This is a genomic window from Paenibacillus sp. FSL M7-1046 (assembly GCF_038007405.1).
Lineage (GTDB): Bacteria > Bacillota > Bacilli > Paenibacillales > Paenibacillaceae > Paenibacillus_AQ.
In genome coordinates this window covers 4,644,417-4,657,584 of the sequence record NZ_JBBOXB010000001.1, presented here as the reverse complement: position 1 = coordinate 4,657,584, position 13,168 = coordinate 4,644,417, and the positions used below count along the sequence as shown (strand labels likewise).

General features: G+C 50.3%; 9 protein-coding genes. All 9 read right to left on the bottom strand.

Annotation, left to right across the window (positions count from 1 at the left end):
- Window positions 1–85 precede the first annotated feature (85 nt).
- The 9 genes from NYE29_RS20480 to NYE29_RS20440 all read right to left on the bottom strand — a co-directional run bounded on the left by NYE29_RS20480 (window position 86) and on the right by NYE29_RS20440 (window position 13,045).
- Window positions 86–1,555 (bottom strand): ABC transporter substrate-binding protein, encoded by a 1,470-nt coding sequence (locus NYE29_RS20480; RefSeq protein WP_340897280.1) that lies wholly within the window; start codon window positions 1,553–1,555, stop codon window positions 86–88.
- A 134-nt stretch (window positions 1,556–1,689) separates the two neighbouring features.
- On the bottom strand, window positions 1,690–2,562 hold the full coding sequence (locus NYE29_RS20475; RefSeq protein ID WP_038594969.1) for a carbohydrate ABC transporter permease: 873 nt from the start codon (window positions 2,560–2,562) through the stop codon (window positions 1,690–1,692).
- A 1-nt stretch (window position 2,563) separates the two neighbouring features.
- Window positions 2,564–3,487: a carbohydrate ABC transporter permease gene (locus NYE29_RS20470; RefSeq protein WP_038594970.1), complete on the bottom strand. Its 924-nt coding sequence runs from the start codon at window positions 3,485–3,487 to the stop codon at window positions 2,564–2,566.
- Window positions 3,488–3,601: 114 nt separating this feature from the next.
- On the bottom strand, window positions 3,602–4,924 hold the full coding sequence (locus NYE29_RS20465) for a response regulator (protein WP_340897278.1): 1,323 nt from the start codon (window positions 4,922–4,924) through the stop codon (window positions 3,602–3,604).
- Window positions 4,925–4,940: 16 nt separating this feature from the next.
- Entirely contained in the window at window positions 4,941–6,734 is a 1,794-nt protein-coding gene (locus NYE29_RS20460) for a cache domain-containing sensor histidine kinase (protein ID WP_076108854.1), read from the bottom strand.
- A gap of 160 nt (window positions 6,735–6,894) precedes the next feature.
- Complete coding sequence (locus tag NYE29_RS20455) at window positions 6,895–7,698, bottom strand: alpha/beta hydrolase (protein ID WP_076109006.1); 804 nt, start codon at window positions 7,696–7,698, stop codon at window positions 6,895–6,897.
- Window positions 7,699–7,782: 84 nt separating this feature from the next.
- Window positions 7,783–8,412 carry a beta-phosphoglucomutase gene (pgmB, locus tag NYE29_RS20450; protein ID WP_340897275.1) on the bottom strand — a complete coding sequence of 210 codons (630 nt, stop codon included), beginning with the start codon at window positions 8,410–8,412 and terminating at the stop codon, window positions 7,783–7,785.
- Window positions 8,413–8,456: 44 nt separating this feature from the next.
- Complete coding sequence (locus tag NYE29_RS20445) at window positions 8,457–10,742, bottom strand: glycosyl hydrolase family 65 protein (RefSeq protein ID WP_340897273.1); 2,286 nt, start codon at window positions 10,740–10,742, stop codon at window positions 8,457–8,459.
- The gene (locus tag NYE29_RS20440) at window positions 10,739–13,045 is read right to left on the bottom strand and encodes a glycoside hydrolase family 65 protein (RefSeq protein ID WP_340897272.1); all 2,307 of its coding nucleotides are present in this window, start codon (window positions 13,043–13,045) and stop codon (window positions 10,739–10,741) included. The genes NYE29_RS20445 and NYE29_RS20440 overlap by 4 nt, the downstream gene beginning before the upstream one ends.
- Window positions 13,046–13,168 lie beyond the last annotated feature (123 nt).

Below are 13,168 nucleotides of genomic sequence, written 5' to 3'. Positions count from 1 at the left end.
TTACAGCAAAAAGACAGGGAACAACGTCCCCTGCCTCTTCCGCTTTTTACATTTCATTTATAAAAATTACTAAATTATAAATTCCCTACTCTACTTTAATAGTATCAAAGAATTTCTCCTGCACAGTTTTGGCAGCAGCATCAAGCTGTGCTTTGGAGTCGGTGCCTTTTTTGGAGAACAGCTCCTGAATCACATTGGACAGGGTTGCATAGTAATCTTGAGTATTGTACTGTGCTTCCGGTTTGCCGTCCAAGAGGGCCATAATATCCGGGTTATATTGGTACACGATATCGGAATACTTGTCATATACCGCTTTGGTCTTCTTGCCGAACTCGGAATCTGCAGCATAGTAGTCCAGAAGCGGCGGGATGAAGTATTTGCCGTCCGCTTTACGCTGCTGCAGAATAGCGTCGAGCGCATCGAGACCTTTATCGGAGAAATAATCAAAGGTAATGTAACGGAACGCCATCTCCTGCTCGTCTTTTGTAGCGTTAGGATTGATGACCAGATAGTCTCCGCCAAGTACTCCAGTATGCTTGCCGCCTTTTTCAAAAGCAGGCATCGGATAGGTCAGCACATCTGCAGGCTTCAATCCGCCTTGATTCAGCGCTTGCTCAATAACTCCGTCGGAACCCGCCATTACCATGGCCGTACGTCCTTGTTGGAATGCGCCTACAGCATCACCCCAGCCAAGTGCCCAATCCTGAGGAATTGCTTCCGCTTCCCATCTCAGCTTCTTGTAGAAGTCCAGCGCTTTCACACCTGCATCGGAATTGAAGGTTGCAACAACCTTGCCTCCTTCAACTTTTTGAATTTCTCCGCCCGCTTCGAACAGGAAGTTGGTCCAGTTCCAGCCTGCTTCATTGCCTTTACCCATAGGTGCGATACCGGAAATGCCTTTTTTGGCATCTGCTACACCTTTGGCTGTATTCAGCATATCATCCCAGGTCCAATCCATTGCAGGCACCGCTACACCTTTGTCATCCAGCATTTTTTTATTGATCATTGTCGTGGTAACATAACCCTTCTGTGTGACCCCGTAGACTTTACCGTCAATAATGAACTGGTTCTGCAGCACCGGATTGATCTGATCCTTGTATTCATATTTGTTCCAAAGATCGGTAATATCGGCAACCCAGCCTTTTTCAATCAGGAATTTGGCTTCTGTAGCATAAGTGTTGAAGAAGGTCGGCGCTTCATTCGCAGCCATCTTCACGCCGATTTCACTTACGTTGTACTGCCAGTCGTCTTTAACGATCTCCACATTCGGATACTCTGCCTGGAAGCGTTTGATCCGGTCATCTTCCTGTGCCCTCATTTCTGTCAAGTCAGGTGTAGGATAGTGAATTTTGATCGTTACTTTTCTCTGAGTGATATCATCCACGGGCGCATCCGTTGGAGCAGCAGTTTTATCCGCTGTCTCAGCAGTAGCTGCTGGTGAAGCTTCCCCTCCCTTATTCCCCTGTGCATTTCCGTTGTTGTTATTGTTGCCGCAGGCGGATAACAACGAGCCGGTCACAAGGAGACAGGCTAATACGCTGGAATTTTTACGCATTGAAACTCCCCTTTTCAATTCATAATTAGCTAACAAAATCATCATAAAAGAGAAATCGCTTACAAACGAGGTGTATTTATATTCCTTATGTGTGCATGTTTACGATCTCTGCATAGAAGAAGTCATATTCTGATTCAGCCCTTAACCGCTGACAGCGCCACCCCGCGCATAATGAATCTCTGAAAAATCAGGAAGACCAAAATTGGCGGCAGCGAGACTAGAAAAAGAATAGCGAACTTGATATTAGTATTGAGCGCCTTGACGTTGATCACATATTTATAGATCGATGTCGCAAGTGTATATTTGTCCTCGCTATGCATGACGAGCGATGGCCAGAACCAGTCATTCCAGGCTGTCGAGAAGATAAAGATCGCCAGTGTGGCGAAGATTGGAATGGACAGTGGTACGGCGATTGAGAAGAAGCTTCGCGGTTCCGAGGCACCGTCAATCCGCGCAGCTTCAAAAATCTCAGGATGGAGCCCGTCAAAAAAGTTCTTCAAGAGCAGGAAATAAAACGTATTCGCCCCGGCAGGAAGCCAGAAAGCTGCATACTGGTTCAAGAGTCCGAGTTCCTTAAGATTGACAAAGTTCGGGATCATATAGCTGGTCGCCGGAATAAACAGTGTCATCAGGAAGAAGAAATAGAAAACTCTCTTGAACGGAACATTCATCCGCGAAATACTGAAAGAAGCAAGACCGAGCACGACCAGGGTCATAATCATATTCCCGACAAAAATATAAATCGTGTTCCTGAGGAATTTCAGCAGGTCAATGTAATCCAGCGCATCTTTCAGGTTGGCGAAATGCCATTCCTGGGGGAAAAAATGCGGCGGGAACGAGTTGACCTCCTGATTGGATTTCAGGCCGTTGAACATCGTCATCAGGATGGGATACAGCATGGTAAAGATCATAATCAGAATGAAAAACACCATAATTCCATAGACGATTTTGTTGCTTGTTTTCTTCAAATCATGTTCGGAAAGAATCCCTCTCTCAGCGCTCTTCATCTTAGTTGTCCTCCTTATTCAGCTTGAACTGTAAAATGCCCAAACCGCCGAGGACAACAAACATCAGCATGCCCAGTGCAGTCGCGGTTCCATAATCCAGTCTGGTAAATGCATACTTCACAATTAGCAGCGCATAGGTCAGCGTCGTCTTATTGGGTCCGCCGTCAAGCAATGCCAGCTGTGATTGGTATCCCTGGGAAGTCGCGATGACCTGCAGGATCAGCATCAGGATAATCAGATTGCGCAGTGAAGGAAGTGTGATATGGCGGATACGGGCCCAGACACCGGCACCGTCAATTTCCGCAGCTTCATACCAGTCGCGTGGAATACTGAGCACGGCTGCCAGATAAATCAGCATCCCGGAGCCGAACTGCTGCCAGGTTTCCATGAACACCAGTGAGATCATCGACCACCTGCTGTCCGTCAGAAACGGGATCTGGTCTGCACCCATCGTGCCCAGCAAGGCATTGATCGGGCCTACGGGATCATACAGCCATCTCCACAGCCCATAGAGCACTACGGCCGGCATAACATAAGGCAGATAAGCCGCAACGCGTACAAAACCGCCGAATTTTCTCAGTTCCGAGATAGCGATAGCAAAAGCGATCGGTACCCAAAAGCCTATAACCAGACAGAGTCCCATATAGTAGACTGTATTTTTGACAGCAATCAGAACATCGGGGTCCGTGAGGGCTCTCGCATAATTGTCCATGCCGACAAAGGTATTGCCTTTAACGAAATCTACAGTATAGAAGCTGTACAAAAAACCTTTAAAAATAGGCACCCACATAAACATGATAAAGATGATGATTGCTGGCAGAAGGAACATATAGCCCCAAAAGTTTTTTTTCCAGCGATTCTGTTTGTACGGTTTGTTCTCGAGCTTCGCCGGCAGCTCCTCGTGTAACGCAGCGGTCTGGTTCATCTTGCTCCCTCATTCCTTTCGTCTTCAGCACTTTGACAAAGTGCTTCCTACCTTAATTGTAGGAAAGGCGGGGGAGGCTGAACATGTCTATATCTACCGAAGTAGTGAGCGTTCTTACTTCTTCAATTCACTGGGGCTGATTCCATAATATTTTTTGAAAATCTTGCTGAAATGCTCCGGTGACTCGTAGCCGACCCGCTCGGCAATCTCATAACGGCGCAGGTCCGTATGCAGAATCATCTCCCGGCTGTCCTCCATCCGCAGCTTAATAACATATTCCCACAGGTTGTGGCCCGTATTTTTTTTGAACAGATAGCTTAAATAATTGGGGCTGACATGATTTTTTTTAGCTACCTCGTGAATGGTCAAGCCCTTCTGGGCGTAATTCTCGTCGATGTATTCCTTGGCCTTCTGTACGATCAGATTGCTGCGTGTATGCAGCTCCTCTGCAGAGGGGTCGGCGGTATAATTGTTCCAATTGAAATCTCCGTAGTAAAACACATAATGATCGTTATGTTCCTTGTTCCACAGAATAGCCTTGGAAGCCTGACGGTTCAGCACCTCCATGAACGACAATCCCTTGAGAATCTGACTGATCCCGATCACCACGTTCAGATGCAGGTATTTATGGATATTAAAATGCAGACTGCGGCCGAGCATATCCAGCCTGCCTACCTGGCCTGCCGCCGATTCCTCATAGCTTTTCTCATCCCACTGGATGATAACGGTAATTTCTTCCCCGGGAGAATAAAAAGCAATGGAGCTCCACTCCTGATCCAGCAGCTCTTTGGCGATGTTAAGCACACCGTAACGCAGCAAGCCGTTATCGCGGGCATTGTACTTCTTGCCCAGACCTACTCCCGGAAGCTTGAGCTTGATTAACGAGAAATAAGGCCCCTTCAGCTGCAGTTCATCCAGCTTGCGCATCCCTTCCTCATCGCCTATCACAACGCCCGGATCAGCCAGCAACGCATTCAATAGCTGACTGTATGCCGGAAGCGGCTCCTCAAGCCGGAAGCTTTCGCCGATACCGCTCATTAAAGTCGCCAGCTCCGGTGATGGCTTATCCATCTTGAGCAGCACATTGCGTACCGAGTCGAGAAACTGCTCACTGTTCAGCGGTTTAATCAAATAATCCTTAGCTCCCAGCCTTACGGCCATTTGAGCATATTGAAAGGTTTCATGGGCGGAAATGACGATGGTCTGCACCCAGGGTTTCGCCAGCTTCGCATGCTGCATCAGTTCAATGCCGCTCATCGCTCCCATCTGGATATCGGTAACAAGCAGATCAATCTCTTCCATGCGAACGCAATCCAGCGCCTCAAAACCGCTGTTCGCGGTATAGATATGGCCGATATCCAGCCCAGAGGAAGCAAGCAGGCTGCTAAGTCCTTTGCAAATGAGCGGTTCATCGTCCACAACCAAAATATTGAACATATGCAGATTCTCCTCTCTATTCCTGATTCTCCGACTTCGGAAGCTTGACGGTCACTACCGTCCCGCCCTCCCGGCGCGGCGCATAACTGATTCCATAATCAGGACCAAAATGCAAATGCACGCGTTGATTAATATTGCGGATGCCATAGCCGCTGGCAGGGTTCGGGCTCTCATCGTTCAGCACCTGCCTAATCGCCTCATAGTCGGCCTGCTTATATCCGTTGTCTTCAATTGTGATATGGATGACGTCATCCTGCGCGCTTGCGCTGATGATAATCTCTCCGTCCTCATCCATGTTTTTGACACCGTGTATGATGGCATTCTCAATCAATGGCTGTAAAGTGATCTTGGGAATCAGATTGCTTTTGGTGTCCGGCTCTATTCTCCAGATGACAGCAAAAACATAATCATAGCGGTGCTGCTGCAGTTTGATATAGGCACTGGCATGCTCCAGTTCTTCTTCCAGCGTAATCAGTTCCCTGCCCCGGCTCAGGCTGATTTTCATCAGCTTGGATAGTTCCTTGATCATTTCCGCCGATTCCACGTTACCTTCCAGCGAGCTTTTCCAGTAGATGCTCTCCAGCGTGTTATACAACAAATGTGGGTTGATCTGCTGATAAAGCAGCTGCAGCTGGGATTCTTTCTGCTTCAGCTCCATTTGGTATTTATACATAATCAAGCCGTTTAACCTGCGGGCCATATCATAGGTCGAGGAGATCAGGACGCTGACTTCGTCGTTGGTCCCTCTTCTGGGCGTTTCGGGCACACGGTTCCCCGGTTCAAATTTCCGGACGAAAAAGGCCAGCTTCTGCAGCGGTGTCATTAGGGAGCGCCAAAAATAGGTGATGATGATAATCCCGAATAGCGCATAAGCGACCGTTATGTATTGAATGACCTGCTTCATTTCATTCTGCTGCTGCAGCAGCGCTTTTACCGGAACCTTATAAACCAGCTTCTGCCCCAGCATATGATTATTGTTCACAACATAAATGAAATCATCTGTAATCACATCCCGCGTCCCTTCGGGATCCCCGCTCTCTGCCCCCTCCGGCAGCTTAATCACTTCACCGGTGGAATTTGTAGTGGACGCCAGCACACGGTTGCTCATATCCGTTAAGTAAATTTCTCCGTCAGGCAGAGAGATGGATTTCAGTGATTCGCCGATCTTGGATTCCATCTTGGTCACCACCAGCACGCCTATCGTCCCTGTTCCCCTGTAAATGTTGTTGACCGCTCTGACGTAGGTGAGTGTCTTCATATTTTCGGCCTGCGGACTGAGTCTTTCCGTAAACATGAGATACCCCCGGCCCTTCTCATGCACCACCTGATCGAACCAATACGGCTCCTCACCTGTGGAGAAAAAATAAACGCCTGCTTTCTTCACCTGCGGGAAGTTAGGTGCGAAAAAATAATAGTTATCCGGATCGTACACATAGAGAGAGTAAAAGATTCCGTCGCCGTGTTCGGCTCCCTGTGAATAACTCCCCAGGAGCTTTTCAATCGTTTCATAACGTTCGACCCGCTCCAATACCGTATCATCACCTTGCATGTTCAGCTGCTGCAGGATCGGGTTCTGGATGACCGTCGTAGTGATTTTGTTTACTGTATCAATGTCCCTGTTAATGATTGCAAAATTCTGTTTATTCAGCTCTACATAAGCATTGGTGACATGCCGCTTCAAAATCTCCTCCGCCTTGTAATTTCCGTAGCTGTTCAGGATCAGTATAGGTGAGACCATAATCAGAAACAGCAGGATCAGCTGCTGCTTGACGTTCAGCCTGACGAGCGGCTTCATAAGTGCAGACAACATCTGGATACACCTCCAGTTTCAATAATATATCAAATGAATAAGCGCTTACATATGTTTATTTTAAAGTTTATTATGGGCATTTGTATGCAATTTCTCCGGTGGGCAGGCAAAAAAGGAACTGTCACAGGACAGTTCCCTTGCATTTCCTTATAGCTAAATATTAGCGCTGTTTGGCATAGCCGTTCAGTTGCAGCCAGGAAGCGCATGCCTCTGTCCAAGTGCGGGTATGAGGTTCTTCATCCGCCAGGCCGAGCCCATGTCTCCCGTGCGCGTATACATGCAGATCGAACGGAATATGATGACGTTCTAATTCGGCGGCGAACAGCAGGCTGTTCGCCACAGGTACTGAACCGTCATCTGAGGTGTGCCAGAGGAAGGTTGGCGGAGTGTCCGCTGTTACTTGCAGTTCACTGCTGAGCAGCTTGACCAGCTCCTCCTCCGCAGTCTCCCCGAGCAGATTGGTTCTGGAGCCTTCATGAGCTGCCGCGGCGTACATAGTGATCACCGGGTAACACAGGATCATGAAGTCCGGGCGGCTGGACTGACGGTCCAGAGATTCGGCCGCCCCGGCATTTTCCCGGTCAAACGAGACTCCAGTGGTCGAAGCGAGATGTCCGCCGGCAGAGAAGCCCAGGATTCCAAGTTTGCCGGGATCAATTCCGTATTCGCCAGCACGGAAGCGGATTGTGCGCAGTGCTCTTTGGGCGTCTTGCAGCGCGCTTGGATATTGATATGGCGCCACACGATAGCGCAGTACAAAGGCTGAGATTCCCAGTGTATTCAGCCACTCGGCTATCGGCTCCCCTTCATGATATGCCCGCATGCCGTAGCCGCCACCCGGGCATATCAATACCGCAGCATTGTGCTTTCCTTCTACCAGATACGGCGTAATCGCCGGACTGTCCTCATCGCTACTTCCCAGAGCTCCCGGAGCTCCCTCCGGCCATAACAACAACGTTTCCATCTGCATCCCTCATACTTTCCTTCTATAATAGAATAATGAGACGGAGGATAATTTATCCTCTTCTATCATTAGTCTATCAAGGCCTTACAGTTCATGCAATCCGGCAACCACCAGATCAGCTTCCTTCAACACCTCCGGTTTACCGATACCGACAACCAGCATCCCTGCCGCTTTGCCTGCTGCAACGCCAGCCTCTGCATCCTCGAACACCACGCACTCGCCGGGCTGCAAACCAAGCTCCTTGCAGGCAGTTTGAAATACTTCCGGGTCCGGCTTGGCAAGGGTTACCTTGTTGCCGTCAACAACCGCATCAAATAATCCGGCAATGTTCAGCTTATCCAGAATGAACGCAGCATTTTTGCTGGCTGAACCGAGGGCAATAGCCACACCACGCGCTCTCAGGCTGTTCAAGTATCCCTTAACGCCGGGCAGCAGTGCAGATTCATTCAGACCGGAGATGTACTCTACATACAGGCGGTTTTTCTTGTCTGCCATGGCAAGCTTCTCCGCTTCACTGAATTCCATGCCGCCGATTTCCAGCAGAATGTCCAGCGATCTCGTCCGGCTCACCCCCTTAAGCCGTTCATTGTGTTCCTCTGTAAACACGAAGCCAAGCTCCTCGGCAAGTGAACGCCAGGCCAAAAAATGATATTTGGCCGTATCCACAATCACACCGTCGAGATCAAAGATTGCGCCTTTCATATGTTCCAGCATTTATTTTCTTTCCTCTCTAATGAACTTTCCTTGCCCGTCCTCTCCTACTCACTGGCGGCTACGCTATTCAAGAGACGGAGTTTGGCGCCCGGCAGACACAACACGCACCCGCCGCCAAATGCGCTGATGGCCAATGGCTCGCGGTTGTCCGCAGCCGCAGTGACTGCCACTTCATTTCGGCTGATCCGCAGTCTGAAGAGTCCTCCTCGCAGAATCACAGGCAATTCCACAGACTGCCACGGTCCCGGCAGCGCAGGATTTAGGTGCAGCACTTCACCGTCAAACTGTACCCCTGCAAAGCCGAGTACTGCAGCCATCCAGGCGCCGCCGTTCGCGGCCGGATGGGTTCCCCCGATGTAGAGGTCACCGACATATTGCTTCGACTCCCCGGTAAGATCAACCGTGGCTGTACGCATGAAATACGGATATCCCCAATCAGGCGAGCCGATGTCGGCGGCCACCAATGCGTAGATACAGGGGCTGAGGCTGGAGCCATGCTCGGTGCGCGGCTCATAGAATTCCCAGTTTGCCTGTTTCACTTCCTTAGAGAAGGAAGCTTTGAACAGATTCAGCATCAGCACAACATCAGCCTGTTTCAGAATAGTCGTGGTAGTGGCCAGCCCGCTGCCGCCGCCCCAATATTCATTTTTGTTGATGACCCGGGATTTCAGCTCGGAAAGTGTCACCTCTTCCAATTTGAAATAACGGTCGAACTGCTCAATCACAAGATTCTCCGGATCAGGCTGTGGAACATAAAAATGCTCCAGCATCTCGTTAAATTCCGCCACGAAAGGTCCATCCGCAAACAATGCTGCAAGTCCCGGGTAATGCCCGGGATATTTGTCCTGCAGCAACTGCACAACCCGCAGGGCGATTTCCAGTGTCTCCTTCACCAGCGCATTTGTAAAAGCGTTGTTGTTCACCCGCTCATGATATTCGTCCGGCCCGGTAACATCGAGGATCTCATACCGTTTTTTGACCGGGTTATAGTAGGCATAAGAATAGAAGAAGCGGGCACATTCCCAGATCACTTCTGCCCCACCGTCCACCAGCAGACTGTCATCACCGGTAAACGTTACGTATTGCCAGATCCCGTGCACCACATCCGCGCTGATATGCACCTGCTTGTCACGGAAGTAAGTCCGCATCGGACGGCCGGTAAATATATCATTTACATTAAATAATGTACAGGCATCGTCTCCGCTGTCCTGGCTTTCCCAGGCATAAAAAGCGCCAAGAAATCCGTATTCCGCTGCCTTGCGGCGCGCTCCATCCAGTGTATGGATGCGGTACATCATCAGATTGCGGGCAATCCGGGGATCGCTGTGCAGAAAAAAAGGCAGCATGAACATTTCCGTGTCCCAGAACACGGCACCTTTATACACTTGCCCGGATAACCCCCGCGCCGGAATCGAAACCTTCTCCGATTCGGCGGGTGCAATAATCAGCAGCTGATAAATGCTGTACCTCAGCGCAAACTGGGCCGCCTCATCACCTTCAATCCGGCAATCGCAGCGTGACCACCGCTCCTCCCAAACCGCGCAGTGAGCCTTGAGCAGCTCTTCGTAGCCTGCCATTTCCGCGGTCAGGACCTCCTGCTCCGCTGCCGCTGCCGGATCGCCAGCGTTATCAAGCCCGGTATAAACCGCAACATATTTGAACCATTCGTAGGTTTCTCCCGCCTTCGCGTCAAAAGAGATCACACGCATGGCACCTTCCCCGGCGGTTTCCTGAACATCAAAGGTGAAAGCTGCCCTCTCCGCAACAGCTACCGGCAGTTTCAACTCTCCGGTTATGGCAGTGGAGAGGGCTGTCCCTGCCTTGAACTGTTCTTTTCTCTCCGTGAGATGTGGGCCATTAATATCCCACACCTCTCCGTCGATGCCGGTCTCAATATAGAGACGGCAATCCGCTGTGCTGTGCAGGGTCAGCCTGCCTGCCAGTAAATGCAGCTGATCCATGCTGACAAACCGTTCGGCCGTGAAGGTCAGCTTGCCGCCGCGGAACCCGTATTCAGTCTCCCGCCGATGGACAGCGTTACGGAAGTCCAGCTCCTGACAATGGGACAGCGGATCAGCCTCCAGAACTCCAAGCGGCTGGCCATTGCAGCTCAACTTGGTGAACAGACCGTTTGGAGCGTTCACCGGCTCTCGCCATTGCTCGCCGGATTTGTCGTACAATCCGGCCAGAGTTACAGCTGTCAGCTGCTCCTTGGTGAATTCCTCCAGCGTACCGCGGTAACCCATATAGCCGTTGCCGGTCATATATTTGTTTCCGTTCGTCGTCACCTTGCTTATGTCGAAGCCATGCTCTGCTACTGTCCAGCTCATCCGGCCAACATCCCTTCACCCAGCGGAATCGCTGTGCCGGCAGCATCCACCTTCAACTGTTGTCCATAGACAACAATCTCCGTACTTCCGCCATCCACAGCTTTAAAGCTTACCGCGTCCTTCGTGACCTCGATGCGCAGCAGCACTCCCTCATACATCACCTGGAAGCTGTAAGAGGTCCAGCGCTGCGGAAGATAAGGCTGGAAGCTCAGACAATCGCCATCAGAACGCATACCGCCAAAGCCGTATACAATATTCATCCATGCGGCAGCAATTGAAGTGGTGTGCAGGCCTTCCCGGGTGTTGCGGTTATAATTATCCAGATCAAGCCGGGTGGCAAATTCAAAGAAGGTATAAGCCTCCTCATGTTTGCCGATTTCACTGGCCAGGATGGAATGGATCGACGGAGAGAGTGAAGACTCATGGATACATCTGGGTTCGTAATATTCATAGTTCGCCACTTTGGCTTCTCTGGAGAACTGCCCGCTGTACAGGAACATGAACATCAGCACATCAGGCTGCTTGATCATGTCGTAACGGTAGAGACGGTCATAGGACCAATTCGCATAAAGCGGAAAATCCGTGACAGGTATGGAATGAATATCAATATGCGGCATATCGAAAAATCCGTCATGCTCCTCATAGATCCCGCTGTTCGAGTCCAGCGGAATCCGCATATGCTGCGCTTTAAGGCTCCAGTCCGCTAATTCTTCGTCACGCAATCCCGTCTTGGCCATCACTCCGGCGAACGTATCAGGTACCTGCTCTTTCATTTCAGCGACCGTTGCCAGCGTGTATTCGAACAATTTTTGGGCCATCAGGTTGATATAGCAGTTATTGTTCACCATCAATTGAAACTCATCAGGACCCATGACACCGAAATAGCCGTATTCTCCGCTCCGCTGTCCCCATTGCCCTCGTGTCGCATAGAAGCGGCTGATCTGGATCAGCATTTCTGCACCTTTGCTGTACAGGAAGGCCCGGTCGCCCGTATTCTTCACATAATGCCATATGCCGTAGGAAACGGCAGTGCCAACATGAAGCTGCAGATTAGAGTGCTGCCACAGGTCGCAGCTCTCCGTCCCGTCAATCGTGGCAATCGGATAACAGGCTCCCTCGCAGTCCACGTCTTTGGCGCGCATCATCGCTTCCGGCAGCGTTTTATAGCGGAATTCGAGCAGGCTTTTAGCTGCCTTGGGATTATTGAACATATAGAACGGCAGGCAGTAGGACTCGGTATCCCAGAAGGCAAGACCACGGTAAGCCTCGCCCGTTAAGCCTTTGGCACCGATATTAAAGCCGGGATGGTCACCGTGATATGTCTGGTAGAGCTGGAAGATACAGAAGCGGATGCCCTGCTGGTTCTCGGGATCTCCTTCGATGCGGATATCGCTGGTCTGCCAGATGCCGCTCCAGTAGGTCTTTTGTTCGGAGAATACTGCTTGCTCGTCTAGTCTGCCTGCCGCAACCGCAAGCTCCATTCCTTCTGCCCACAGACTATCTTCGCTCCGTGAGGAGTCACTATCCGTGCAATTGACGGCAAGCTTCGTGTAATGCACGGCTTTCCCCTGGGTCAGCTCCAGTGTAAACTGCTGGCCAATAAATCGATCCCGTTCTACCCGCACAGCATTAATCACCTGCGAAGACTGCAGGACAAAGCTGCTAAACAGCTTATTGCCGGTAGTCAGCGTTTCCGCCATAATCGCAGTGACGCCGTCTTCCACCCCGCTGCGAAGGCTTCTCCACATACTCTTCCCGCGTTCCTCATGAATCATGTTAAAATCAAGCCCTGCACACACTTCTGCGGTCCCTGAGAAATTCAGCGGCTGAAGGGTAACCTGCTGCAGCCCCAGATGTGACAGGGTCATGCTGACCAGCCGGGTGAATGTTACTTTTAGATTCTTCCCGCACTCCAGATGCCAGATGAATTCACGGCAATAGGTCCCGCTCTGATAATCCAGTCTGCGGCTGAACTCCGAAACCTTGCTTTTTGCAAGATCCAGAACTTCTCCGTCCACAGTAATTCGGGTGTGCAGCCAGTCCACTGCATTTACCATGTAGCGCAAGGAACGAATGATACCCTTATAGTGATTACCAATCTCCTGCTGCTCGTTCAGACCATTAAAATAGCTGCCAGGCAGTGAATCACCGCTATAACCTTCATCTGCATAACCACGCACACCCATATACTCATTGCCCAGTGAAAAAATCGATTCCGAGGTACGGTTCCTTTCCGGGTCAAACCCCTCTTCAATGATCGCCCATGGATCGACCTTTAAATATTTATCCGCCACTTTTGCCATGTCTGATTTCTCCTTCTCCCGAGTTGTATCCACACGTCCCCCTGTGCTCACAGGAAACGCCGGACGCTCACTTCAAGAGTATCTTTCTGGAGAATCTTGGCCAATGTCTGCCTGTAATGGAGT